This is a genomic window from Cypionkella sp. (genome assembly GCF_034376685.1).
Lineage (GTDB): Bacteria > Pseudomonadota > Alphaproteobacteria > Rhodobacterales > Rhodobacteraceae > Cypionkella.
In genome coordinates this window covers 1-23,814 of the sequence record NZ_JAXMJJ010000103.1, presented here as the reverse complement: position 1 = coordinate 23,814, position 23,814 = coordinate 1, and the positions used below count along the sequence as shown (strand labels likewise).

The window sequence follows — 23,814 nt, the reverse complement described above, 5'->3', positions numbered from 1 at the left end:
CCGTGGTAACCCACGGGGCTGTGCTGTTTTTAGGCCCTGAGTTTAAGCCGCGATCATGCCAGCGGCACGCAAATCTCGGTCAGCAATTCCTCGGGGGCGACGTCCATCGGGGTGTTCAGATAAATCTCAAACACTGGGCTGTCGGCAGGGGTTTCGCCCGATCCGGGCAGCCAGTTGCGGTAGAGCTGCTCATAGGCGGCGGGCAGGCCGGAATACGGGCCCTGAAAGCGCAGCACCGCATGGCGTCCGGCGGGCAGGGTGACCAGTTCCAGCGGCAGATCAATCGGCCCGGAAGCCATCTCAAACCCGGCATGGCTGCGCAGTTCGGCAGTCGCTACAGCCGATGGATCATCATAATAGACCCCGACCATACCGCCACAGGCGCCCATAAGCCTGCGCGCGGACAGCACCGCACCGGTTTTCTTAAAGGCGCGGGCAATTTCAATGTAAGCGCCTTTGTGCGGCGTTGCAGCCAGCCTGCGGGCAGAGTCTTCTCGGATTTCAACGGCATACATCAGGGGTTCTCCTGTTTTGAACAACGGGGGCAGGGGACGCAACTCGCCCTTGGCACGGAAGGCGGCCGGAGGGGTGCCGTAAAGTTCGGCAAAGCTGCGGGTGAACGACGCAAGGTTCGGATAGCCGACGGTTCGTGCGATCTTGGCCAACGGGGCGGTGGTCTGCACCAATGCCACTGATGCGCGATACATCCGCATCCGCCGCACCGCCGCCGCCGCCGTTTCCCCCATCAGTGCATGAAACACCCGGTGAAAGTGAAACCGTGATAGCGCCGCTACATCCGCCAAAGCGTCCAACGACAGATCCCCGGCGGGGTTGTCATGGATGTAATCCAGCACGCGGATCAATCGGGCCTCGTAGGTGTTTGTCATCATATCCGTCCTTGCATCGTGTGGTCCTGATGCCATGCCAGACTATTGCAAATCTTGCGGATGTGCAGCGTCCAGCCGACACCCGCCTCGTTGGTTGCATTTTCCCCGCCACGCGGCCATATAGGGGGCCTTGCCGATGATTTGGCCTGCGATGGAGTGCTCGATGAACTACCTCGAATTCGAGAAGCCTTTGGCCGAAATTGAAGGCAAGGCCGAGGAGCTGCGCGCGATGGCCCGTAGCAATACCGGGATGGATGTCACCAAAGAGGCCGAGCAGTTGGACCGCAAGGCGGATCAGTTGCTGAAGGATCTCTACAAGGATCTGACGCCGTGGCGGAAATGCCAAGTGGCGCGTCACCCGGAACGTCCGCACTCCAAAGATTACATCGAGGCGCTGTTTCAGGAATACACCCCGCTGGCGGGCGACCGGGGATTTTCGGACGATCACGCGGTGATGGGCGGACTTGCGCGCTTCAACGACACCCCGGTGATGGTGATCGGGCATGAAAAGGGCAACGACACCAAATCGCGGATTGAACGCAATTTTGGCATGGCGCGCCCGGAAGGCTACCGCAAAGCTGTCCGGTTGATGGATATGGCGCATCGGTTTCATCTGCCAGTAATCACGCTGATCGACACCCCCGGCGCTTATCCGGGCAAGGGTGCGGAAGAACGCGGCCAGGCCGAGGCGATTGCGCGCTCCACCGCGAAATGTCTGGAAATTGGCGTGCCGTTGATTTCGGTGATTATCGGTGAAGGTGGCTCCGGCGGCGCGGTGGCCTTTGCCACGGCGAACCGCATCGCGATGCTGGAGCATTCGGTGTATTCAGTGATCTCGCCGGAAGGCTGTGCGTCGATCCTGTGGAAAGATGCCGAGAAAATGCGGGAAGCCGCCGAAGCGCTGCGTCTGACGGCGCAGGATCTGCAGAAGCTGGGCGTGATTGACCGCATCGTGAAAGAGCCACTCGGCGGGGCGCAGCGGGGGCGGAAAGAAACGATTGAAGCTGTCGGCAAGGCAATTGAGACCATGCTGAAAGAGCTGGCGGGCAAGAAACCCGAGGCTTTGATCCGAGATCGCCGGCAGAAATTCCTCGACATGGGCAGCAAGGGGCTGGCTGCCTAAAAGTGGGGCTGTCCACGCGTGGACAGAAAAAATATCCAATGAAATCAAATCAAAAAGGCCGCGTGTTTACGCGGCCTTAACTTTTGTTGCAAGGTGCTGCGAGCCCGAACGAAGGTATCACGATGAGCCGCAAACGCACCGGAACCAGCTTGCCGCCGCCGTTCTTGAAGCGGATCAGCCTGCTGCCGGAACGGATCGCGGGGCGTAAGGAATATCCGTTCAATCTGCCTTGGTTGACCGACTTGGATTTTGAGCTGAATTTCACCGCTGCCGTCACGATCATCGTCGGCGAAAACGGCAGCGGAAAATCCACACTGATTGAGGCGCTTGCCGGTCTGAGCGGGTATGACGAGGCGGGGGGCGGCAAGGGCTATCGTCCGGTCGATCACTCCCGCGCGATTGATACCAGTGGAGCCGCGCTGGGCGAGGTGATGCGTGCGGCTTGGTTGCCGAAAGTGACAAACGGCTGGTTTTTCAAGGCGGAGTCTTTCTTCAGCGTGGCGCGCTATCTGGACGAAGCTGCGCTGGATGGCGGCGGCCCACCGCCGGATTATCTGTCGGAAAGCCATGGTGAGGGGTTCTTGCGGTTTTTTGAGGAACGGCTGTCGCGGCAGGGCATCTATTTTCTCGATGAGCCGGAATCTGCGCTGTCGCCCAAGCGCCAGTTGCAGCTTTTGCGGATTCTCAGCCGTATTCAGTCGCAGGGTCGCGCGCAGGTGATCATGGCAACCCATTCGCCGCTGTTGATGGCGCTGCCCGAGGCGCAGGTGCTGGAAATCAGCAAAGCCGGTCTTGCCCTGACCGATTATCGCCAGACGCGGCATTTCAAGTTGTATCAAGCTTTTACGGCTGATCCGCGCGGCTTTATTGACGACGCCATTGCGGATGACGACACTGGCCTTTTCTAGCGTGGGCTTTTGGGCTGCTTTCAGCGCTGCATCCTATCCACCGGGTCGGGCTGGATTTTTCGTACAATCTCTGCGAGAGTAACAGCGTCATGACAGCCGATGCGTCCCGCAGAGCCATCGGCATAAAGGCAGGCGGCAGATATGGACCCTAACGCGATACGGAGCCATCCGTTCTGGCAAAACGCGCTGAAGGCCCGGGCGCGGATTTTGCAGATATTAAGCTCCGAAATGCCGGCTTGGATGTTTTTCCTCGATTTTCTGGTCTATCCGCCACTGATCCTGCTGTGTCTTGTGCTGGCTTTCGGGCCACGGGGCGGATTTGCGTCCGCGGGGTTGATCGCGCTGGGGCTGCTGGGCTGGAGCTTGGCGGAATACCTGATCCACCGCTTTGCTTTCCACCACGCGCCTGTGTTGGAGCAGATCCATCTGGCGCATCACCATGCCCCGCGTGAGTTGCAAGGCACACCGATGCTGGTGACATTGCTGGTGTTTTATGCGCTGGTCTATTGGCCGCTGACGTGGGCCTTGCGGCCTGAATGGGCGGCGGCGGTGATGGCGGGGGTGCTTATGGGCTATCTCGGCTACATCAGCGTGCATTATGTGGTGCACCACTTAGGCAGTGGCGGGCGGGCATGGCTGCGTCGGTTGATCCGGTTACATGCGGTGCATCATCATGATGTTGCGCATAATTTCGGCGTCACCTCGCCGCTGTGGGATTGGGTGTTTGGCACTTTGGCGAAGCGTTAACTACCACCAGCCAAGATGCGCACGAGTTGCGCGCTCCGTGTCATAATCGGCCCCATTGATTGCGCCTTGGGTCGCGTCTTGCAGCATCTGGCCGGGGGTGGGCAGATCTGTGGCATGCGGGGCGGTCCAGAGGGCGGATCGTTGCAGCGCACGGGCGCATTGTGAATAGACCTCGGCAATGCGGATCACAATCACCGAGCGCGGCTGCGCGCCGTCACGGTCAAAGCGGGCACGCAAGTCGGGGTCGGCGGTGATCTTGGCGGTGCCGTTGACACGCACGGCTGTCGTCGATCCTGCAACAAGGAAGATCAGTGACACGCGGCCATCGCGGATGATGTTGCGCAAGCTGTCGATCCGCTCATTGCCCTTCCAGTCGGGCATCAGCAGCGTCTCGGCATCCAGTGGGATCACCACCGGGTTTTCATCGCCCCGCGGACTGCCATCCGTGCCTTCCGGGCCAACCGTGGACAGGATGCAGAACCGCGAGGCCGCGATGAAGGCGGCATAGGCAGGGGTCAGATGCGCCGTGACCTTGGCAATGGCCGGTTTGCCGGGCGTGCCGTAATGGGCGTGCAAATCGTCAAGCGTGGTGATCCAGGTAGGGGGAGTCATCGGCGGGCCTTGCATCTGGAGCCGGGGATGCCTCCGGCGGGGATATTTGAGCGCAGAGGATGGGTTAAGAGTTAGAGTGTCAGGTCGCTTTGGGTTTCTTGGCAGCTTTCGGTTTCTTCGGCTTCGGTGGTGGGGCATCTGCGGCCACCGCGCGCAGGGCGCGGGCGCAGAGTTCGGGGTCGTCGAGGGCTTCAGAGCCGATGATGTAGTCTTTGCTGCCGGGATAGGCGGGGCCGCGTTCGGCATCCGGCAGCACTGCCTGCGCGCCGGGGGTGGGTTTGATGAACAAAGTATCGTCGCAGACGAAGGCCACCACGATGCCGTTAAGATACAGCGCATATTCGCCGAACATCTTCTTTACCGTCAGCGTCAGCGGGATGGTGTCGAGCATATGGTCGATGGTGGCGGGTGCGGTGCTCATGCGTGGCCCGCCGCACGGTAGCCTGCTTCTGCCAACAGCGCGTTGGAGGAGGTCTCGACCCGTGTTTCCAGCAAAGCCATGAAGGCGGCGTTCGAGAGGCCGGGTGGGATGGCAGGCAGGAACTCGACCACCGCCAGCCCAGGGTGGCGCAAAATGCCGCGTTTTGGCCAGAACAGCCCGACATTGGCTCCGACCGGCACACAGGGTTGACCCAGCTGGCTATAAAGCGCTGCGGTGCCGATCTTGTAGGGTAGCATCTCGCCCGGCGCGACGCGGGTGCCTTGCGGATAGATGATCAGCTGGCCGGGGCGGGCAAGGCCGGATTTGACATCCGCCATCATCTGGGTGATCGCCGCTCCGCGTTTGCCGCGATTGACCGGAACGCAGCCGATGCGCAACGCATACCAGCCCAGGATCGGGGCGAAGCGCAACTCGGCTTTCATGATGAATTTGGCGCGGGGCAGGGCGCCATAGATCAGGATGATATCAAGGAAGCTTTGGTGCTTGGGGGCGATCAGCACCTCGGTTTGCGGCACTTCCCCCCGCACTTCGGTGCGCAGGCGGCAAAGCAGGCGCAGGCTGAAGCGGACCCAGGCACAAAAGGCATGGCAGGCGGCGACCGCGCCATCGCGGTTGATCAGCGCATAGGGCAGATAGATCAACCCGATCACCGCCATTGCCAGATACATCTGAACGATGAACACCAGCGACAGCAGCCATTGGATGGGTTTGGGCATCAGGTCAGCTCCCGGAGTTTGCGGAATGCGGCGGCTCGGGTGGCAATGAAGGCCACAACGGCCACCAAGGGCGGCAGCATCAATGGATAAAGCCATCCAGCGCCCTGAAAGCCAAGCCCGGTCAGAAAGCCGCCCGCCGTATCTGTCGACGGCAGCAGCGCCACGCCGATCATCCCCAGCAGGGTGCCAGCGGCAGCGCCCGAAATCGCGCGCAGAGTGAAGCGGCGCACGAAGGCGCGGGCGATATAGGCATCGCGCGCGCCCACCTGCCGCAACACCCGGACGACCTGCGCGTTGGCGGCCAGCGCCGCACTGGCGGCCAAAGTGATCATCGCCGCCGTCGCGGCACCGATCAGGCTGATCGACAGCAACCCCAACAGCCGCAACCGCCCCGCCGCCACAGCCAGCGGCCTGCGCCAGCGGGTGTGATCGTCCAGCACAGCACCCGGGGCCTCGGCCGCCAAGCGTTGCCGCAGGCCCTCGTCGTCATAGCCTTGACCGGTCTCGGTCAGCTCGATCAGGCGCGGCAGTGGCAGGGCATCGACGGGCAGATCGGGGCCAAACCAAGGCTCGAGCAAGGCGCGCTGTTCGGCATCGGTCATGGCGCGGGCCGCCGCGATGCCGGGGGTTGTGGACAACACCGCCAGCACCGCTTTGGTTTGCAGATCCATCTGATCTTCGGGCGCGGACAGCCGCACTGTTGCGGTGCGTTCCAGCGCGTCTGACCAGCGATCCGCCAGACGCCCTGCAGCCAGCGACAAGGCCAGTGCAAACACCGCCAGAAATGCCATCGCCCCTGCAGTGAACGAGGTCAGCCAAGCGGTGTGGCCCGAGGGCGGCACCACGCGATCAGCCTGCCTGTCGGCCTGACGATCGGGGATGATCAGCGACAAGAGGCTCACAGATCGGCCCCCGCCAGTTGCACTCGGCGCTTGGAAATCCGCAGCACGCGTGCGGCGATCTGGCTTTTCGCCTGACGGATCAGATTGAGATCATGCGTGGCGATCAACACGGTTTTGCCCATGCGGTTCAGTTCCACCAACAGGCTCAGCAGCCGCAGCGACATCTCCCAGTCGAGGTTGCCCGTAGGCTCATCCGCCAGCACCACATCGGGGCCGATGATGATGGCACGGGCCAATGCGGCGCGTTGCCGCTCCCCCCCCGACAAAGAGGGTGGCAAAGCATCTGCCAACTGCCCCAAGCCAACCCAGCCGAGCAGATCGGTCAAATCCTGCGGCGAAGACGCTTTGCCTGCTACCCTCAGCGGCAAGGCGACATTGGCGGCCAGCGGCAGATGATCGAGAAACTGGCAATCCTGCTGCACCATGCCAATGCGACGGCGGGTCAGGGCGATCTCATCCCGGCTGAGGCTGCGCACTTCGCGGTCGAACAGGGAGATGCGGCCAGCGCTGGGCAACAGCTCGCCATAACATAGCTTCAGGAAGGTGGATTTGCCCGCCCCCGATGGCCCTGTCAGGAAATGAAACGAGCCGGGGGTAAGGCGCAGCGAAATCTCGGACAGCAATTCGCCCCCACCGTAGGTATAGGCCACATTGTCGAAGGCAATCACCGGGTTTCATCCTGTTTGGGCCGCATTGCGTTGCACCATTGCCCAAGGTGGCAACGGATTCAATCGCTTCGGTCCAAGTTTTGCCACAAAGGCTTCCAGAATGTTTCCTTCATTGCTACAAGTTACGAGCCTGCCTCTCAGAAATGACCCCGGACCCCAAAAATGCGTCTAGTTTGCCCGAATTGCGATGCGGAATATGAGGTTGATGCGGCCGCGATCCCCGATGGGGGGCGCGATGTGCAATGCTCGAACTGTGGCCATGCCTGGTTTCAGCTCTCGCCCGAAGTAGAGGCTGAACTGGCGGCAGAAGAAGCGTTGTTTGATGCCCCGCCGCGCGCAGACATCCAGCCTGCGGCTGTGGCAGCCGATCTGCCCGTGTCAGACACGGACAAGACTGATCCGGTAAATCCTGAACCTGAAGGCCCCGATCCGGCCCCGCTTGAACCCGCGCCCCCGGCGCCAGAGCCGATCAGCCCTGCACCCGCCCCGCGCAGCATTGACGAAAGCGTGCTGGCGGTGCTGCGCGAAGAGGCCGAGCGCGAGGTAGAGGCCCGCAAGGTGGAAGCGCCGGTGGTGGAAACCCAAACCGAGCTGGGGCTGGAGGCACCGGCTGCGGGCGGAATGGGTGCGGTTGCCCGGCGTCTGGCACGCATGAAGGGCGAACCCGAGGTGGTGGTGAAACCTCAAACCCGGCGTGAAATGCTGCCCGAGATTGAGGAAATCAACTCAACCCTGCGCGCCAGCAGCGAAAAGCGTTCGGGTCAGGCGGCGGCGATTTCCGAGACGATGGATGATGATGACACGAAGAAATCCGGCTTCCGCTCGGGGTTCGTGCTGATGCTGGTGCTCGCAGTAGCTTTGCTGTTGGTCTATGTGATGGCCCCGAAACTAGAGCAACAATTCCCGGCGGCGGCGGGGGCTTTGCAGGCCTTCGTCTCGACGATGGATGTCGGGCGGCTGTGGGTGGATTCAATGCTGAAATCAGCAATCGGCTTTTTGCACGGCTTGGCAGGCGGTCAATACTGATAGCGTAACGGCGGCTGCCTTCTGTTGCGCAAAGCCTTGCGAATCCAATTGCGCAGCCTTATATCGACCTTGAGAGGTTGGCGCGGGTAAGCGCCTCGCCAACCCGGTCAGGTCCGGAAGGAAGCAGCCGTAACGAGCCCCGCTTGGGTCGTTGTCAGCCTCTCACCTTGTGCCATGCACTCCTGCGCGTCGTGCCAACCGATAGGCAGGCCACATGTGTATGGTGGCTCCCGGATCACTCCCGTTTAACAACGCGATGGCAGTGTCGCCGTCGATGATCAGAACAAGTGCAACTCCGCTGGCAAGAAAGCCTTTCATCGCCTCCAGTATTGAGAATTCTGCCGCAAGGGCCACGGTGTAGGTCTGTCGCAGATACTCCAATCCAGTCGCAGATACTCCAATCCAAGCGTGATCGTGCGTCGGCTCAGCGGAAGATCAAGGGCTTTGCCGTGTCGGGTCAAAAAACAGGCCATTGGTGTCCGCCACCGGGCCGCGTTCCTGCAATTCGGCAAGGTCGCTGGCTGAAATAATACCTTGTGAGCGCAACACGAGCCTTCTCGCAGCTCATCAATCGAGATGTAGGCCAACCTGGAGGCCTCCCGCTTTGGGTATCGTGTCAGACGCCAAACTCGCCTGCGCCCCACCGCTGATTGAACTGCGCAGCTTGGGGTCTATCGCGCGCAGTAATGGCGCGGCGCGCGCCAGCATGGCGTGTTTAGCAGATCGACGCTGCGCTTTGGCCTGCCTGCAAAACCCATTGTAGCCTGATGGCGGCGATTACCGATATTTTCCCCGATGCCTCATCGCCGGGGACCAAACAGAGCCAGTTTATGCGGTCAACCAGTTTTGCTAGTCGGCCAGCCCGCGGTCTTATTTCGACTCCGGCGCTGGCCAAGGCACCTGGAGGCAACGTCACATGCCACCGATTTTTGTAGTCTGCTGATCGTTCCCTTTGGCAGTTTGGCAGGCTAACTTCCTATTTTTGATTTGAAAGCTAGAGAAAAGGAGACAGGGATGCTCAGAACAGTTCTTGTTGCGCTGGTGGCGGGTGCGCTTTCAGCAGGACTTAGCGCTGAACCTGCTGCGGCTGGCTGGCGTGAACGCTACGAGGTGTATGGTGTCAAAAACGATGACATGCTGAAGATGCGTGCAGGCCCCGGAATTGGCTACATTGTCATCGTAGGCCTGCCTAACGGCGCCGTGGTGCGGGTCAACAGTTGTCAGCTGATCGGTGGCACCCGCTGGTGTAAGGTCTCGTTAGAACAGGCACCAGCATTGAAGGGATATGTGTCTTCGTCATACCTGCGGGAGAAGTGATTGGAGGGTGGCCAGCTCTCGCTGAATTAATTTTTGACAAAAATACTGCGACGCAAGAATGCCAGATCACTGCGTCAGCCAAATAGCTAACGCCAAACCATGGATGACCGCAAAGGTCACTGAGGGATAAATGCGTAGACTATGCTGACTTCGGCGTTTTGCCTTCCGGCAGTCGCTGGCTAGTCACAGGACATCGCCCCCACCGATCCCGCCGTGATTCCGCTTGGCACCATCATTCTGAACGGAGCATCGGTCGCCAACTGCGTGCCGTTGGATGTCGAAAGATCGAATGACGACACACGTCCCGTCTGTGTCGGGCGGGGCATTGGATGCGGTGAGATGCCGGGTGCCACGCTGGATCAAAGCCAGTTCGACCGCCTGCCCACTGGCGCGCGGGCCAACACGCTGGTCAAGCGTTTGCCTTCTGTCTTGACTGGCGGTGGTCCCGGCGAAGACAAAGACGCCCGTGTGTTGGGTCTGGACAAGGAATATACCCGGACCGTGGTCGACGGGCTTCAGCCGCCCGATGGCGGTGAGAAGCGCGAGTTCAACCTGGACCGTTTTCCCGCTGCCATGGTCGATTCAGTCGAAGTTGTGCGCGCCAAGACGGCCGATATGGAGGCCGACGGCATTGCAGGCAAGATCATCCTGAATACCAAGGACATTCCAGAAACGCCGACCCGCAACGTGTCAATCAGTGCCGGAAACGGATCGGATGGGGTAAACACCTATGGGCTTTCCGGCCACATCGGCGGCATGATCACCCCTGATTTCGGCGCGCAGGCAGTTTTGAGCTTTTCCCGTGATGGCGGATCGAAAGACAAAGTCAAAACTGCCAGCAATGGCAGTTCCGAAACCGAAAACGAGATCAAGCCGATCACCTCGCGTGAGTTTCTAAGTGACGTGATGCTTGGCACCGATGCAGGCACCTTCCGTTTCAAGCCGATTTGGCTGTGGCAAAATGAAACGAAGGATAAGACCAAGCAGAAATTCAACGCGGCAGGGGTGGCGACTGGTTCTGAGGCCGAGCAAGAAGACAAAATCAAACAGACTCAGGGCGCGACGCTGTCTTGGGCCGAGACATTCGGAACCGTTGAGGTTGAGGCGCGCGCCGCACTGATGCGCGGCGAAGAAGATAAGAAAAAGCAGAAATCCACCTATCGTGCTGACGGCTCGTTGCAGGCAACGGAAACTGAAACCGAACACAAGGTCGACGACAATCATAGTCTCGAACTGGATGCGAAAGTCCCGGTATCTCTGGGCGCGCTTGACGGTAAAGTGAAGTTCGGACTGGCGTATCGCGACAAACACCGCACCAAAGACAAGGACAAGAACGGCGTTCCCGCCACTGGCAAGGATCGCTACATCCTTGACGAGGAATATGCTGTGGCTTTTGTCATGGGCGATTTCAAACGGGGCGACGTCACCCTCAAGCCGGGCCTGCGCTACGAATACAATCGCCTTGATGGGCATGATCCGACATCGGGTGCCCGTTCGGGTGGGGCCGCGCGCGACGTTCTGCCGTCGCTTGTCGCCACTTGGCAGATCAATGACGCGTGGCTGCTGTCGGGCGGGGTTGGCAAATCTGTAAACAGGCCAAAGTTCGACCAACTTTCGCCGTTTTCCACGACGAGCGGTGGCACCACGACAGTCGGCAATCCCGATCTCGATCCGCAGCGCGCCAATCCCTACGATCTTGACCTGACCTATAAAGGTGACCGGGCAGAGTTGGTGTTTGGCGTCTGGCATCGCAATATCAAGGGCGTGATCGAAGATATGGCCTTTGGCACCGACGCCAGCGGCAACACGCTGGTGTCGCCGCAAAATGTCGGCAACGGCACGACGACCGGCATATCCTTGACGCAGCGTGTGAGTTTTGACCACCTCGCCAGCCCGATCTGGAGCGGCTTCACCCTGGGGTCGAACCAGAACTTCGCGGGTTCCAAGCTGTATGTTGCCGAGACGAACACCACGCGGGCGTTCAAAGAGCGGCCGGAAGTCTGGGGTGACGTCTTCGTGGAATGGCACAACCCGACCGACGCGCTGTCGCTGATGGCATCAGCTGGCTATGCCGGGGAGATCAGATCGGCGGGCGACAACGGTGACGAGGTGCGCGACAGTGAACTGACGCTGAATCTGAAAGCCTCTTACACCTTTGACAATGGCACGCAGGTTTACCTGATGGGTGAAAATCTGCTGAAAACCGAGCGCGTGAAGCGCAAGGCGAATGGCGATGTTGAACGAGAGGCCGGGCCTTCGCTGATCTCGGTCGGTCTTACCAAACGCTTTTGAAGTCTGAACCCCGAGCGCTGAAGCCGTGGCGCTAATCCCCGAAACCCTGCATCGAGGCAATCATGAACCTTCGCAAGATCCACACCTTGGCCTCTGTCCTGCTGATCGTCCCGACCCTGATCGTGGGTGGAACCGCCATATTGATTGCCCACCACGATAGTTTGGGCACAAAGAAAGTGCATCTGCCGTTGGCTGCCGACACAGCCGAGGCAAAGTCGCTGATGCTGCGCTACGATGTGTGGGGGGGCGCAACCGACCATGATGGGTGCCGTGCTGTATGCGACGAAATACGGCCTGATGCGGTCGGTTGACCGCGCTGCGCCAGTTGTTGCGGGCTTGCCGTACGATTTGCGCGACATTGACCGGATAGACAGTGGCGCATTGATTGCAGCAGCGAAGGAAGGCCTGTTCCTGCAGTCTGCGCCCGACAAATGGGTGCAGTTGGCACAGGGGGATTTCCGCAGCCTGTCACGCGAGGATGATGGCTTTCTTGCCACCTCTGATGAAGGCGTCTGGCGGGTCACGGCCTATGGCATCGCCCGGCCTGACACAGCTTTTGGTGCCCCGCTGGCGGAAGGCATGGCAGGTGCGACGCCGCCACCCTACACGTTGGAAAAACTGGTGATGGATTTGCATACGGGCAAGTTCTTCTTTGGCAAGACGTGGGAATGGATCTGGATCGACGTCGTCGGCGGGGCCATGGTTTTGCTGGGCATCACCGGCATTGTGATCTGGCGGCGGTCTGAAAAGGCAAAGGCGCGTCTGGCCGAAGCCAAGCTTGCTCCTCGTGCGCAACCGCTGGTTTTGTCCGCCGAGTTATCGGGTTAGTCCTTGCGCTGCTACTGATCGGATTGCCCGCCGCCTTTGGGCTGTGGCACCTTGCAGGGGTCTGGCTGCACTTTGGAGCAGGCAAACCGCCGAGAGGGCCGCTGCTGGTTTGCGCCTGATGGTGATCTGGCGTGACGATCCGACAACAGAGGTGTTTCGGCTGTGGCTGGTTGGTTGGCCGCTGATGCTGCCGCGCTTTGCGGCTGGTCAGCATGTGGTGGTCATCGTCGCCATGCCCGATGGCCGCCAGTTAAAGCGGGCCTATTCACTGGCTGGTCGCGCCGTCCGCTGTTCTACTGCCTCGCCATTCGCAAGAATGCTGAAGCCAGTGGTGCGCTGCACAGAAGTGCCAAGCTATTCTGTCGGCTGGCGGTCTCTGCCCCGGAGGGCCACTCCACCGACCCTTACCCGCGCGCACCGCTGATCCTCGTGGCAGGCGGCATCGGGATAACATCGTTCCGGGCGCTGACGCTGGAACGTGCTGCCCGCAAGTGGCCAGCACCAATCACTCTGCATCATACTGCACGCGACCCTGCCGAATAGCTGTGGAGCAGTTCGCTGGTGCGTCGGGCCTCTTACCGTTTCGGCTTCCGTTATCTTCCCCGCGCCACCAGCAGCCAGCAGCGCCCAAGTGTTGCGGAGATAATGGCGCAGGTTGGACCTGACACCCATATCATGATCTGCGCAGGCGATGCCCTGACCCAAGACCTACGTCTTGGCCTGCTGGCGGGCGGCTTTCCAGAGGATCGGTTGTACATCGAGGCATTTTCACTGGCGCTTGTTGCCGAAGATCTCGGGACCACGATTTCATTGGGCAATCACAGCTTCCGGCCCGGCCCGATCGGTTCGTTGCTGGAAGCGCTGGAGCAGGGCAAGGTTGCACCAGACAGCCAATGCCGCTGGCGGTTGTACTCTGTGTTCAGTCGAAATAATCGAAGGTCAAGCGCGCGACATTCTAGCCGGCTCACCAGCAACCGGTCGCGTGCTTGCTTGTTCGGTTATTCCTCAAACTGATCTGAAGATCCGGCATATCGGCTAAAGGGGCCGCCACAAAGAGGTTCGTTTAGAGTGGTGTCCGTGCACACCGCCGCGGACAAAACCGAGTTAAATGCAGAACTAGAATGCACTCCGGCAAGACAAGACAGCCCAACCCACCTTGCGACGCGGTAGGTTGGGCTTTTGGTGCTCAGTCCCAGATCTCGTGGTCAACGCCTTTCGAGATCGCGGGGTGATCGGCTGCGCGGAACTTGGGCTCTACTCCGGCGCGACGCTGTTCAAAATAGTTCCGCGTCAGGGCGACCACCGTTCCTGAAAGCGCGAGGATCGCGATCAGGTTGATTGTTGCCATCAGTCCCATCGAGGCATCGGCAAGATCGAACACCGTGGCGACGGCCTGCAGTGCCCCCCAGACCACCATGACCAGAACCGCGACGCGCAGGGTCATCAGACCGGCCTTGTTGCCGATGCCCAGGTAGGACAGTGCCATTTCGGAATAGGCGTAGTTGCCGATGATCGAGGTGAACGCGAAGAAGAAGATCGCAACCGCTACGAACCAAGGGCCGACCGTGCCGATATGGTCGCTAAGGGCAGCTTGAGTCAGTTGCGTGCCCGTCAGTTCGCCACCCGGTGTATAGACGCCGGACAGCAGGATCATCAGCGCCGTGCAGGTGCAGATCAGGATCGTGTCAATAAAGACGCCGAGGGCCTGCACAAAGCCCTGGCTGGACGGGTGGTGCGGGTTGGGCGTCGCCGCCGCCGCGATGTTCGGGGCCGAGCCCATGCCTGCCTCGTTCGAGAAGAGGCCACGTTTGACCCCGTTCAGCATGGCTGCAGCAACCCCGCCGGTCACGCCGCCCGCTGCCTCGGTCAGGCCGAAGGCGTTCGAAATAATGTGCCACAGCATCGCGGGCACCTCGGAGATATTCATCAGGACAACGATGATGGCGACCAGCAAGTAGATTCCGGCCATGAACGGCACGACGTATTCGGCCACGGCGGCGATCTTGCGGATACCGCCAAAGATCACCACGGCGGTAAGTGCCGCCAGAAACAGCCCGGTCGCGATTTTAGGGATCGCAAAGGCACCCATCATCGCATCGGCGATGGAATTGGCTTGAACCGCATTGAAGACCAGCCCGAACGACAGGATCAGGCAGACCGAGAATACCCCGCCCAGCCAGGGCTGTCCCAGCCCATGTGCGATATAAAAGGCCGGGCCGCCGCGATAGACCGCCGTGGCATCACTGGTATCCTTTACCTTGTAGAGCTGGGCGAGAGTCGATTCCGCATAGGCGGTTGCCATGCCGACGAAAGCTACGATCCACATCCAGAAGATCGCCCCCGGCCCGCCCAGGACCAAGGCGACTGCTACGCCAGCGATATTGCCAGTTCCCACCCGCGAGGCAAGGCTGGTGCATAGCGCCTGAAAGGGCGAGATGCCTTGCCTGTCGCCCGCGGGCGCGGCAGTGATCGAGCGGATCATCTCACCGAAATGCAGCACTTGCTGGAAGCGCAGCCGGATCGAGAAGTAAATCCCAATTGCGATTAGCCCATAGATCAGGACATAACCCCAGAAGACAGTATTCAGGAAATTGATGATCGTCGTCATCTCACATGCTCCTTGCAGTTGGTGGCCCATATCCACGGAATCGTTAAGGTAGAATCTTTCTGCCGCGACACCAGTGTTTTCTGCATTTCCATGGGGTTGGGATGGGAAGGGAAATAGCCCCCAGTCCGCCGGTTCATCTGGCCCCGATGCAATGCGGAACTGGAAGGTCGGGTGTAGTCACAGACAGCCATTCCCATGCCGCAGCGATATCAAGCCACTCTCCGCCCCTTGCGTTGGTCGCGTCCACCACGATGCGCTCGGCCCTTTACAGGTGGTCATCGCCAGCAGGATGCTGCATTTCGGTTTCCCTTACAGCAGGCGCACTGCGTGCCAAGAAGCTGCGGGTGCCATTGAACACCAGAATCATCGCGACCGTGAGGGCCCAGATCACAACGCCAATCCACTGCTGCTGCACTTGGTCGGCATCGTTGTAGACGCGGCCAAGATAGCGCACTGAATTCTGGTGCGAAATATGCATCAGGATCGCCAACAGAACGCTGCCGGAGGAGTTCTGGAAGACCCAGGTGAACACGATTGCCGCAATCACCGGCATCAGCGCGCCGTAGGCTGTGAAGTCATCAACCAAGATCAGCGGCAGATGCCAGACGGCCCAGACCGCGCCCAGGATCAGACTTGCGGTCAAGGCGGAATACCGGGCAAGCAATCGCGGCAAGGCAAAGCCGCGCCAGCCGATCTCTTCTCCAACCGGTCCGCTGAACACGGCGTAAATCAGGATCATCGGCAGCATTTGCCCGGCTGGCGGGATTGCGTTCCAGTCGGGTTCAGCAGACCCAACGACCGGGTTCAACAGGACGGATGCCAGTTGCGCCCCAAAAGGCAGGCCAAGGGCGACACCATACCAGATCGCGCCGACGCGCCAGCGAACCGCGGCAGCCAAAAGGTCGCGAATGCCGCGCCACCCGCTTGCCAGCGCCGTAATCAGGATGGCGGCAACGGCCGGTCCGAAGGTGAACCATGGAATGCTTTCACCGCCAGAGTTGTAGAACGGAACGAAAGCGACCCAGCTCAGCACGAGCGACAGGGCGAAAAACAGTGGCGTCTGGTGCCTGTGTATGCATGTGAATTGCGTATGCATTGGAGTTCCTTTCATCCACACGAGGATTCTTGAGCAGCTTGGTGCAGTGGGCGGAGGTGAGTTGCGCTGTCGTCAGAGCGTTATCTGACACTCATCAAACTGCAGTCGAAAGTCCCGAGGAAAGTCATACAGATCTCTGATCACGCACGGCCTGCTGCGGTTAATACGGCCGGGCAATTTCCGCATCCGGGTACATGTCGCCTTCAGCGGAGGCTTGGATCGAAATCAGGCATGAAACAGTGCGTTGCGGGTGGAATCAGTCTTTGGGCAATCGCAAGCGCGTTTGCACCAATCATATATGCAAGAGCCATGGCCCGGACCTAGGATGGTCGGGGCCAGAGGATCTTTCCTGCCCGATCACTCGGCCACCGTCGCGGATTCGCGCGCGATACCTGACAGGCTCAGTTCAACCCGCTCGCGAACTGCGGGTAAGCCAGCCATGGCAGACAGAATGAGATTGCGCACAGCCCTCTTCAGTGGCGAGCGCATGGTCGCAGCGGATGTCATACGGCCCGCCAGTCGGAGAACTTCAGCTGCCGCTGGGCGACGCAACACCTCGTAGCTATCAAGGCTCGCGCGGTCGGCCTGACCAACAATGACACGCCCCAAGAGCCTTCCCAGCGTATAAGCGTCAACGATGCCGGTATTCATCCCCTGACCGCCTGCGGGGCTATGCGCATGGGCGGCATCACCTGCGATGAACACGCGGCCTTTGCTGTAGCTGCGAGCCAGCCGGTGATGCAGTCGAAACCGGGAACTCCAGTGAACGTCCAGCACCTTGCCAAGTTTCGGGGCCGTTGGGCCACGGGCCTGCAAGAGCGATTGGATCAGGCTTGCGTCCGGCTTTTCGGGGGCGTCTTCCACAGTCGCGACGATGCGAAGACTGCCGCCGGGAAGCGGGGCAACGACCACCAGCCCCGCCGGTGAGAAGAACAACGAAACTTCGTCCCGGTTCTGGGCCCCTTCGACGTTGACATCTGCAAGGATGAACGATCCTTCGTACTGATCGCCGTCGAAGGCAATTCCGCAAGCCTTGCGGACCTCGCTATGAATTCCGTCTGCACCGACAACGTAGGTTGCCGAAACCTTGGTGATACCGTCGGGCGTTAGCAGATCCACGACCACATGATCGATTTCCTCTCGCAGCGAGGAGAAGGTGGCGCCTCGCACCACATCGACGCCAAGCTCAGCCAGCCTTGCCAGCATGATCGCCTCCGTCCGGTCCTGCGGCAGCATCAGCAGATAGTTGTGCCTGCTCGGCAGCCGATCAAAGCGGAACGTGCCAATCATGCGATCACGATCACGGAATGCGAACTTTTGAATTTGAAGGCCTTCGGATTTCATCGGTCCTGCAATGCCGATGCGGTCCAGAATATCCAGCGTGTGGGCATGGATCACCGCGGCGCGTGATGTTGTCTGATGTGTCAGCGCACGGTCCACCAGCATGGGACGGATGCCCTGTTCGGCAAGAGTGATCGCAAGGGCCATACCAACGGGCCCCGCGCCTACGATCAGTACGTCAGTCGAAGTTTGGTGCATTTCATTCTCCTTTTTCATGATCAGGGGCGAGTCCGGCGCACGCAGTGACGAGCGCAGAACACTGCCCTGCGCGCCGGCCCTCGTACGGATGGTGATTAGGTTGGATTTTGGACGAACTGTCCGAATCAATTAGTCAACGCTTGTAGACATAATTGAAAAGCCCCCATTTTGTCAACATGTGTTGACTTTATGAACTGCTTGCCGATGATGCATCACGCAACCGAGATCGCTGCAGTGAAAGGGATCAGCCCAAGTGAAAAAGTCCGACAAGACCCGTGCCACCATCGTCACAGCGGCGAGATTGCTGTTCAGCCGGAATGGCTTCGATCAAACAACCGTTCGCGACATTGCGGCTGAGGCGGGCATCGACCCCGCACTGATTGTTCGATACTTTGGCGGCAAGGAAGCGCTCTTCATTCAGGCCGCTGACATTGCGCTTGAGTTGCCTGATGTCTCTTCAATAGACCGCTTGGACATAGGACTGAGCCTTGCCAAGCATTTTCTCAAGATGTGGGAGGACGGCGGTAGCCACGGCGGACTTCCCGTACTGTTGCGGTCGGCCGCGTCAAATGAGGGTGCGGCAGAGCGCCTTCGAGAGATATTCGCGCGTCAGGTCGTGCCCGTCCTGCGTCCGATTTTGCCCGAGGATTGCGCATTGGAACGCGCCGCCATGATCTCGACGCAACTGCTTGGCGTCGCTCTTTGCCGCCACATCCTCAAACTTCCGCCATTGGTTGCGATTCCGGCGGACCGGCTGGCGGTGCTGGTCGGTGCGGCAATCCAGAACCTGATCATCGATACTCCGAGGGATTGAACGCATCCAGTGATCTGCTAGAAAAATCATCGACTCGCATCCGGTTTGGATGATCGCCGTTAGCGTTCCCGATACCGCGACTGTCCAGATGTGTGGGCCGGGTGTGTCTTTTGCTTTGGCAGCTAGAGTGAACGTTAATTCCGTCCACACAAAGGACCTTCTAGGCCCTATTTCGCCGCGACCACGGTGAGCGACGACCGCTTCAGGGCACGCCACTGCGAAGCGCATAAGCGCGCATCGCTGGGCCAACTGATTGGGAAACCTTGTCGCAGACTTGATCTGTCCGTCGGGTCGGTCATCTGCTTTTCGACGGCGATCCATTCTCTGGGCGGCCCTGCTGATTCCTGCAGTATTTGTGCGGCGGGCTTTGTCGGTCTGATCAATGTTCTGGTCATCACGCGGCTCAATGTGCACCCGATCATCGCCACGTTGGCAATACAATACATCATGTCGGGAATCACCCGAATCTTGCGTGCGGTGTCGGGCGGGAAAATTCCCGACATCGTCATCGCGGCGGTTCAGGGCAGCTTTCTAGATCTGTCGCTACCGCTTTTCTGGGGGCTGTTCGCCATCGAACTCACCCTCCCACTCCAAAATTGAGATTACAGAAGGTGTCTCGCTGAATCGACAAATCCTACAGACGCTGTAATTGTGGGTCTAGGTCAGGCTTGGCTTCTATGATCGCCGGGGTCATGGTCCTTTGCGAGGCCAAATTGGCAAGTCCAAAGCCCGAGACGGCGCAGTAACTTGACCAAATAAACCTTTCAACTTTGGAAAAACCATTCCGATGTAATGACAGGGGGATGAGTTAAAACAGGGGGGGACCAGTTAAAGCTGCGTAGCCAACTGAAATAGAACGATGCTACGATCAAACGCACGGACTAGGACTGTTGCTGATGCGACGTTCTTCCAGCAGAATACGAAGTATATATGCGACGTTCGGACAGCAATCAGAGCGGCTTAGCTCTTTGTGAGCCAAGGCCATCATTCCAAGGGAGGCAGGATGCGATTTCACACGCCGCAGAGCTTTGAGCAGGCTGTCGCGATTGCGACGGGTGCTTCGGGGCTAACAAGGTTTCTTGCGGGCGGAACGGATGTTCTCGTCCAACTTCGCGTGGCGATTGTCACACCGGATGATCTGATCGACCTCAAGCATATCCCCGGCGTTAAGGACATAACCCGCACCGACGAAGGGGGGTGGCGGATTGGCATCGCAGTCTCGGGGGCGGAACTGGGGCGGCATGCTGGTGTTTGTGCTGATTGGCCGGGTGTGGTCGAAGGCATGCAACTGGTCGGCTCGACGCAAGTGCAGGGCCGCGCCACGCTGGTGGGTAATCTGTGCAACGGCTCCCCCGCCGCCGACAGCGTGCCGGGGATGGTGGCTGCGGGTGCCAAGGTGTCGGTGATCGGGCCGAATGGCAGCCGCGAGGTGGCCGTTGAGAATATTCCGGCAGGCCCCAGCCGCACCACACTGCAACCGGGTGAGGTGATCACCGCGATCCTATTGCCGCCGCGCGGGACGCAGGGCGGCGATGCCTATTTGCGGTTTATCCCGCGCACCGAGATGGACATTGCCGTCGTCGGCGTGGCCGTGAACCTGCGCTGCGATGGGTCAAAGATCACCGAGGCGCGGATTGCCTTGGGGGCGGTGGCACCGAAGATCCTGCTGGCGCCCGCAGCCGCGCAGGCGATCATCGGCACCACGCTGGACGACGCAGCCTTGGCAGCCCTCTCCGCAGCTGCGATTTCCGCCAGCACCCCGATATCCGATAAACGCGGTACCGCCACATTCCGCAAAGACATCGTGGGCGTGTTGGTGCAACGCGCCGCACGCATCGCCTACGCTCGCGCTGAAGGAGCCGCAGCATGAGCAAGATCCATGTCACCACCACGGTGAACGGCGATGCAGTCGAGTTTCTGGCCGATCCGCGCGACACTCTGCTGGATTGCCTGCGCGATCAGTTGGGCCTGACCGGCACGAAGGAAGGCTGTGGCACCGGCGATTGCGGCGCTTGTTCGGTGCAACTTGACGGGGTTTTGGTGTGTTCGTGCCTTGTGCTGGGAGCGGAAGCCGAGGGCAAAACGGTGGCCACGGTTGAGGGCTTGTCAAACGGTCCCGACCTGCACCCGTTGCAGCGTAAGTTCATCGAACATGCCGCCCTGCAATGCGGGTTTTGCACGCCGGGGATCTTGGTTGCCGCTAATGCGCTGCTGACGCAGAACCCCGACCCGACCGAAACCGAGGTGCGCTATTGGCTGGCGGGCAATCTGTGCCGCTGCACCGGCTATGACAAAATCATCCGCGCCGTAATGGATGCGGGCGCTGAAATGCGGGGGGCGAACTGATGCCGAAGGATGATCTGAAAACCACCTACCGTCTGGTTGGTACAAGGCCCAACCGCCCCGATGGCCTAGACAAGGTGACGGGCCGCGCGCGCTATGGCGCAGATATTTCGGCACCTGGTATGCTGCATGCCGCCGTGGTGCGCTCGCCGCATGCCCATGCGCGGATCATCCGCATTGACGCCTCGAAAGCGCTGGCGTTGGAGGGTGTGAAGGCAGTGATCACGCGGGCCGATTTCCCCACCGGGCTGACCGGCGAAGATTGGAACCTGCAGGAAAACACCCTTGCGGGCGATGTGGCGCTGTATGACGGCCATGCGGTGGCTGCCGTTGCGGCCACCTCGAAACTTCTGGCGCAGGATGCGGCACGGCTGGTTGAGGTCGAATACGAAGTGCTGCCGCATGTCATCGACGTTGATGCGGCAATGCAGCCCGACGCCCCTGTGATCCGCGCAGGTACCGCAGATCATTCGGTGCCGGAAGGCATGCACCCCAATGTGGTGAAGTATATCGAGTTCGGCCATGGCGACATGGACGCGGGCTTTGCTGCCGCCGATCTGGTGCGCGCGCAAAGCTACAAGACCGAAGCCACCCATCAGGGCTATATCGAACCCCACGCCTGCCTTGGCCAGATGGGCGAGGATGGCAAGGGTGAGATGTGGGTTTGCACCCAAGGCCAGTGGTATATCCGCCGGATGTGCTCGGCAGTACTGGGCACCGAGGCGTCGCAACTGCGCGTGACGCCCTCGGAAATCGGCGGCGGCTTTGGCGGCAAGACTACGATTTTCATGGAGCCGCTGGCGCTGGCTTTGTCGCGCAAAGCTGGGGGCCGTCCGGTGAAACTGGTGATGAGCCGCGCCGAGGTGCTGCGCGCCACCGGGCCAACAGCTTCGGCCTCGATGGATGTCAAGATGGGGATGAAGGCCGATGGCAGCATCACCGCCGCTTCGGTCAATTTTCGGATGCAGGGCGGGGCCTTCATTGGATCATCCCCGGTGGGTGAGGCTTTGTCGTGTGCGCTGGCCTGCTACACCGTCCCGGCGGTGTTTCACCAAGGCTACGAGGTTCTGGCCAACCGCCCGAAAGCCGCCGCCTACCGCGCGCCCGGCTCGCCTATGGCGGCCTTTGCGGTGGAAAGCTTGCTGGATGAGATGTGCCATGAGTTGGGGCTTGATCCTTTGGCGGTGCGCCTGAAGAACGCCGCGCGCGAAGGCGCGAAGGCCAGCTACGGCCCAACCTACAACCGCATCGGTCTGGTGGAAACGCTAGAGGCGACGATGGCGCATGCCAACCTGAAGGTGCCGCTTGGCCCCAATCAGGGACGCGGTGCTGCGGCGGGGTTTTGGTTCAACCATGGCGGCGAGACCTCGGTTTCCTTGGCGATTGGCGAAGATGGCACGGTGACGGTGTCGGTCGGCACGCCGGACGTTGGCGGCAGTCGGGCATCTTTGGGGATGATGACGGCTGAAACGCTGGGCATCGCCTACGAATCCGTGCGGGTGAATATCGTCGAAACCGGGGCTTTGGGCGTGAACGAACCGACGCATGGAAGCCGCGCCACCTTTGCCAGCGGCTTGGCAGCGGTTGAGGCCGCCAAGCAGGCGATTGCCCAAATGTGTGCCCGTGCCGCCGCCGAATGGGGGATTGATGCAGAGGCTGTCGAATGGCTCGACGGTGCGGCGGTTCCCGCCGGGCCGAACGCCGGGAAGTTCCCGCCGATGAGCATTGCGGAAATCGGGGCCAAGATGGGCAGCACCGGCGGGCCGATCTCGGGCCACCATGAGGTGACGGCGGGCGGCGTGGGGGCCAGCTTTGGCGCGCATGTGGTGGATGTCGAGGTTGATCCCGAAACCGGGCGCACCACGGTGTTGCGCTATCTGGTGGTGCAGGATGCCGGCCGCGCGATCCATCCGGCCTATGTGGAAGGCCAGTATCAGGGGGGCGCTGTGCAAGGCATCGGCTGGGCGCTGAACGAGGAGTATGTGTATGGCGCTGATGGGCGGCTGCAAAATGCAGTGTTCCTGGATTACCGTATTCCCGTCGCCTCTGACCTGCCGATGATCGACACGGTGATTGTCGAAGTGCCGAACCCCGGCCATCCTTACGGGGTGCGGGGGGTAGGCGAAACTGGCATCACGCCGCCGTTGCCTGCGCTGGCCAATGCGATTGCCGCCGCCACGGGTGCGCGCTTGCGCAGCCTGCCGATGTCACCGCCCAAGGTTCTGGCGGCCATCAAGGCAAACGCGCGTGGTTGAGATCAACCTTTGGTCGGGCCTGCGTAGGTTTGCCAATGACCAGACAGTGATTTCGGTCAACGGTTACACTGTCCGCGAGATTCTGGATGCGCTCGTCAAAGCGCATCCGGCCCTGCTGCCCATAATCAAATCAGGGGTTTCGGTGTCAGTGAATGGTCAAATCGTCACCAACATGTTCGCCGCTATTGATGCTTCGGACGAAGTTTATGTGATTCAACGCATCAAGGGTGGCTGAACAATATATAGAGTAGCCGATTAAATTTCGCCCGAAGATCCCGCCATCTTCACCGATTGTGTCCGCTCAGATTGTTTGGGCGATACTGAGAAAACTTCAATAGCGCGCGCCAGGCCGGCGCGCAGTATGGACAACTCTCAGTTAGGTGTTGCTGCGGCGCGCTCTAGCTATCTCTCCCCATTTCTCCTCGTTCACCCCTGCAGACCGTGAGCCCGGATGTTGGGTTTAGCCTTGGAAGGTCGAGCGAGCTGCTGCAATCTTGGGCATCATTCTTCACAGCGGCCTTGGTGACCTCCGTCACCAGCTTCCTGCTCGGCACACCCCACTTCTAATGGGGGTGCATTCGTAGAACTTACGCGGCCATTTTCAGTTTCTGTGCGGGTGTGATGCCGCCGATGCCCGTGTTCGGGCGATCATTGTTGTAAGTCCATAGCCATTGCGTGGCGAAGTCCTGTG

The 23,814-nt window shown here is 60.2% G+C and carries 25 protein-coding genes and 1 other RNA gene; 17 read left to right on the top strand and 9 right to left on the bottom strand.

From position 1 onward, the window contains the following. Positions 1–53: 53 nt before the first annotated feature. On the bottom strand, positions 54–887 hold the full coding sequence (locus tag U1A24_RS19555; RefSeq protein WP_322323661.1) for an AraC family transcriptional regulator: 834 nt from the start codon (positions 885–887) through the stop codon (positions 54–56). A 163-nt stretch (positions 888–1,050) separates the two neighbouring features. Between U1A24_RS19555 and U1A24_RS19550 the strand changes: the two genes are divergently transcribed. From U1A24_RS19550 to U1A24_RS19540, 3 genes are all read left to right on the top strand, one after another. Continuing rightward, positions 1,051–2,010, top strand: coding sequence for an acetyl-CoA carboxylase carboxyltransferase subunit alpha (locus U1A24_RS19550; RefSeq protein WP_322323660.1), 960 nt, complete (start codon positions 1,051–1,053; stop codon positions 2,008–2,010). A 122-nt stretch (positions 2,011–2,132) separates the two neighbouring features. Next, positions 2,133–2,918, top strand: a complete 786-nt coding sequence (locus U1A24_RS19545) for an AAA family ATPase (protein ID WP_322323659.1) — start codon at positions 2,133–2,135, stop codon at positions 2,916–2,918. A 240-nt stretch (positions 2,919–3,158) separates the two neighbouring features. Next, entirely contained in the window at positions 3,159–3,665 is a 507-nt protein-coding gene (locus U1A24_RS19540) for a sterol desaturase family protein (protein ID WP_322323658.1), read from the top strand. Here the strand turns inward: U1A24_RS19540 and U1A24_RS19535 are convergent, their stop codons facing one another. From U1A24_RS19535 to U1A24_RS19515, 5 genes are all read right to left on the bottom strand, one after another. Next, entirely contained in the window at positions 3,666–4,277 is a 612-nt protein-coding gene (locus tag U1A24_RS19535) for an MSMEG_1061 family FMN-dependent PPOX-type flavoprotein (RefSeq protein ID WP_322323657.1), read from the bottom strand. 79 nt (positions 4,278–4,356) lie between these two features. Next, positions 4,357–4,698 (bottom strand): TfoX/Sxy family protein, encoded by a 342-nt coding sequence (locus U1A24_RS19530; protein ID WP_322323656.1) that lies wholly within the window; start codon positions 4,696–4,698, stop codon positions 4,357–4,359. Continuing rightward, positions 4,695–5,435 carry a lysophospholipid acyltransferase family protein gene (locus U1A24_RS19525; RefSeq protein WP_322323655.1) on the bottom strand — a complete coding sequence of 247 codons (741 nt, stop codon included), beginning with the start codon at positions 5,433–5,435 and terminating at the stop codon, positions 4,695–4,697. The genes U1A24_RS19530 and U1A24_RS19525 overlap by 4 nt, the downstream gene beginning before the upstream one ends. Further along, on the bottom strand, positions 5,435–6,337 hold the full coding sequence (locus U1A24_RS19520) for a cell division protein FtsX (RefSeq protein ID WP_322323654.1): 903 nt from the start codon (positions 6,335–6,337) through the stop codon (positions 5,435–5,437). The genes U1A24_RS19525 and U1A24_RS19520 overlap by 1 nt, the downstream gene beginning before the upstream one ends. After that, a complete protein-coding gene (locus tag U1A24_RS19515) occupies positions 6,334–7,005 on the bottom strand; it encodes a cell division ATP-binding protein FtsE (RefSeq protein ID WP_322323653.1) in 672 nt (223 codons plus the stop codon). The genes U1A24_RS19520 and U1A24_RS19515 overlap by 4 nt, the downstream gene beginning before the upstream one ends. Before the next feature lie 162 nt (positions 7,006–7,167). On the opposite strand from U1A24_RS19515, the gene U1A24_RS19510 reads away from it, so the two are divergent. The 8 genes from U1A24_RS19510 (at position 7,168) to U1A24_RS19475 (ending at position 13,482) form a co-directional block, all read left to right on the top strand. Continuing rightward, a complete protein-coding gene (locus U1A24_RS19510) occupies positions 7,168–8,031 on the top strand; it encodes a zinc-ribbon domain-containing protein (RefSeq protein ID WP_322323652.1) in 864 nt (287 codons plus the stop codon). 70 nt (positions 8,032–8,101) lie between these two features. Further along, an RNA gene (ffs, locus tag U1A24_RS19505) (signal recognition particle sRNA small type) lies at positions 8,102–8,199 on the top strand. 846 nt (positions 8,200–9,045) lie between these two features. Further along, on the top strand, positions 9,046–9,348 hold the full coding sequence (locus U1A24_RS19500; RefSeq protein WP_322323651.1) for an SH3 domain-containing protein: 303 nt from the start codon (positions 9,046–9,048) through the stop codon (positions 9,346–9,348). Positions 9,349–9,561: 213 nt separating this feature from the next. Next, positions 9,562–11,640, top strand: coding sequence for a TonB-dependent receptor plug domain-containing protein (locus U1A24_RS19495; RefSeq protein ID WP_322323650.1), 2,079 nt, complete (start codon positions 9,562–9,564; stop codon positions 11,638–11,640). A 62-nt stretch (positions 11,641–11,702) separates the two neighbouring features. Then, positions 11,703–11,951 carry a hypothetical protein gene (locus U1A24_RS19490; RefSeq protein ID WP_322323649.1) on the top strand — a complete coding sequence of 83 codons (249 nt, stop codon included), beginning with the start codon at positions 11,703–11,705 and terminating at the stop codon, positions 11,949–11,951. Then, the gene (locus U1A24_RS19485) at positions 11,899–12,468 is read left to right on the top strand and encodes a hypothetical protein (RefSeq protein ID WP_322323648.1); all 570 of its coding nucleotides are present in this window, start codon (positions 11,899–11,901) and stop codon (positions 12,466–12,468) included. Before U1A24_RS19490 ends, U1A24_RS19485 begins: the two co-directional genes overlap by 53 nt. A gap of 121 nt (positions 12,469–12,589) precedes the next feature. Next, on the top strand, positions 12,590–12,892 hold the full coding sequence (locus U1A24_RS19480) for a hypothetical protein (RefSeq protein ID WP_322323647.1): 303 nt from the start codon (positions 12,590–12,592) through the stop codon (positions 12,890–12,892). A 221-nt stretch (positions 12,893–13,113) separates the two neighbouring features. Further along, positions 13,114–13,482, top strand: coding sequence for a hypothetical protein (locus U1A24_RS19475; RefSeq protein WP_322323646.1), 369 nt, complete (start codon positions 13,114–13,116; stop codon positions 13,480–13,482). 172 nt (positions 13,483–13,654) lie between these two features. On the opposite strand, the gene U1A24_RS19470 is transcribed toward U1A24_RS19475, so the two are convergent. The 3 genes from U1A24_RS19470 to U1A24_RS19460 all read right to left on the bottom strand — a co-directional run bounded on the left by U1A24_RS19470 (position 13,655) and on the right by U1A24_RS19460 (position 17,711). After that, positions 13,655–15,076 (bottom strand): sodium:alanine symporter family protein, encoded by a 1,422-nt coding sequence (locus U1A24_RS19470; protein WP_322323645.1) that lies wholly within the window; start codon positions 15,074–15,076, stop codon positions 13,655–13,657. Between the two features lie 265 nt (positions 15,077–15,341). Beyond that, the gene (locus tag U1A24_RS19465; protein WP_322323669.1) at positions 15,342–16,187 is read right to left on the bottom strand and encodes a type II CAAX endopeptidase family protein; all 846 of its coding nucleotides are present in this window, start codon (positions 16,185–16,187) and stop codon (positions 15,342–15,344) included. A 342-nt stretch (positions 16,188–16,529) separates the two neighbouring features. Beyond that, on the bottom strand, positions 16,530–17,711 hold the full coding sequence (locus U1A24_RS19460; protein ID WP_322323644.1) for an FAD-dependent oxidoreductase: 1,182 nt from the start codon (positions 17,709–17,711) through the stop codon (positions 16,530–16,532). A 253-nt stretch (positions 17,712–17,964) separates the two neighbouring features. Between U1A24_RS19460 and U1A24_RS19455 the strand changes: the two genes are divergently transcribed. The 6 genes from U1A24_RS19455 to U1A24_RS19430 all read left to right on the top strand — a co-directional run bounded on the left by U1A24_RS19455 (position 17,965) and on the right by U1A24_RS19430 (position 23,358). After that, on the top strand, positions 17,965–18,525 hold the full coding sequence (locus tag U1A24_RS19455; protein ID WP_322323643.1) for a TetR/AcrR family transcriptional regulator: 561 nt from the start codon (positions 17,965–17,967) through the stop codon (positions 18,523–18,525). A 186-nt stretch (positions 18,526–18,711) separates the two neighbouring features. After that, positions 18,712–19,125, top strand: a complete 414-nt coding sequence (locus tag U1A24_RS19450) for a hypothetical protein (RefSeq protein ID WP_322323642.1) — start codon at positions 18,712–18,714, stop codon at positions 19,123–19,125. Between the two features lie 403 nt (positions 19,126–19,528). Next, positions 19,529–20,395 carry a xanthine dehydrogenase family protein subunit M gene (locus U1A24_RS19445; protein ID WP_322323641.1) on the top strand — a complete coding sequence of 289 codons (867 nt, stop codon included), beginning with the start codon at positions 19,529–19,531 and terminating at the stop codon, positions 20,393–20,395. Then, a complete protein-coding gene (locus U1A24_RS19440; protein ID WP_322323640.1) occupies positions 20,392–20,871 on the top strand; it encodes a (2Fe-2S)-binding protein in 480 nt (159 codons plus the stop codon). The genes U1A24_RS19445 and U1A24_RS19440 overlap by 4 nt, the downstream gene beginning before the upstream one ends. Continuing rightward, positions 20,871–23,123 (top strand): xanthine dehydrogenase family protein molybdopterin-binding subunit, encoded by a 2,253-nt coding sequence (locus U1A24_RS19435; RefSeq protein WP_322323639.1) that lies wholly within the window; start codon positions 20,871–20,873, stop codon positions 23,121–23,123. The genes U1A24_RS19440 and U1A24_RS19435 overlap by 1 nt, the downstream gene beginning before the upstream one ends. Further along, positions 23,116–23,358 carry a MoaD/ThiS family protein gene (locus U1A24_RS19430; protein ID WP_322323638.1) on the top strand — a complete coding sequence of 81 codons (243 nt, stop codon included), beginning with the start codon at positions 23,116–23,118 and terminating at the stop codon, positions 23,356–23,358. Before U1A24_RS19435 ends, U1A24_RS19430 begins: the two co-directional genes overlap by 8 nt. The last annotated feature ends 456 nt before the right edge of the window (positions 23,359–23,814 follow it).

Coding starts and splice junctions, on each gene's coding strand:
- U1A24_RS19555 (WP_322323661.1), bottom strand. CDS start 887: ATGACAAACACCTACGAGGCCCGATTGATCCGCGTGCTGGATTACATC.
- U1A24_RS19550 (WP_322323660.1), top strand. CDS start 1,051: ATGAACTACCTCGAATTCGAGAAGCCTTTGGCCGAAATTGAAGGCAAG.
- U1A24_RS19545 (WP_322323659.1), top strand. CDS start 2,133: ATGAGCCGCAAACGCACCGGAACCAGCTTGCCGCCGCCGTTCTTGAAG.
- U1A24_RS19540 (WP_322323658.1), top strand. CDS start 3,159: ATGTTTTTCCTCGATTTTCTGGTCTATCCGCCACTGATCCTGCTGTGT.
- U1A24_RS19535 (WP_322323657.1), bottom strand. CDS start 4,277: ATGACTCCCCCTACCTGGATCACCACGCTTGACGATTTGCACGCCCAT.
- U1A24_RS19530 (WP_322323656.1), bottom strand. CDS start 4,698: ATGAGCACCGCACCCGCCACCATCGACCATATGCTCGACACCATCCCG.
- U1A24_RS19525 (WP_322323655.1), bottom strand. CDS start 5,435: ATGCCCAAACCCATCCAATGGCTGCTGTCGCTGGTGTTCATCGTTCAG.
- U1A24_RS19510 (WP_322323652.1), top strand. CDS start 7,168: ATGCGTCTAGTTTGCCCGAATTGCGATGCGGAATATGAGGTTGATGCG.
- U1A24_RS19500 (WP_322323651.1), top strand. CDS start 9,046: ATGCTCAGAACAGTTCTTGTTGCGCTGGTGGCGGGTGCGCTTTCAGCA.
- U1A24_RS19490 (WP_322323649.1), top strand. CDS start 11,703: ATGAACCTTCGCAAGATCCACACCTTGGCCTCTGTCCTGCTGATCGTC.
- U1A24_RS19485 (WP_322323648.1), top strand. CDS start 11,899: ATGATGGGTGCCGTGCTGTATGCGACGAAATACGGCCTGATGCGGTCG.
- U1A24_RS19475 (WP_322323646.1), top strand. CDS start 13,114: ATGGCGCAGGTTGGACCTGACACCCATATCATGATCTGCGCAGGCGAT.
- U1A24_RS19470 (WP_322323645.1), bottom strand. CDS start 15,076: ATGACGACGATCATCAATTTCCTGAATACTGTCTTCTGGGGTTATGTC.
- U1A24_RS19465 (WP_322323669.1), bottom strand. CDS start 16,187: ATGAAAGGAACTCCAATGCATACGCAATTCACATGCATACACAGGCAC.
- U1A24_RS19460 (WP_322323644.1), bottom strand. CDS start 17,711: ATGCACCAAACTTCGACTGACGTACTGATCGTAGGCGCGGGGCCCGTT.
- U1A24_RS19445 (WP_322323641.1), top strand. CDS start 19,529: ATGCGATTTCACACGCCGCAGAGCTTTGAGCAGGCTGTCGCGATTGCG.
- U1A24_RS19440 (WP_322323640.1), top strand. CDS start 20,392: ATGAGCAAGATCCATGTCACCACCACGGTGAACGGCGATGCAGTCGAG.
- U1A24_RS19435 (WP_322323639.1), top strand. CDS start 20,871: ATGCCGAAGGATGATCTGAAAACCACCTACCGTCTGGTTGGTACAAGG.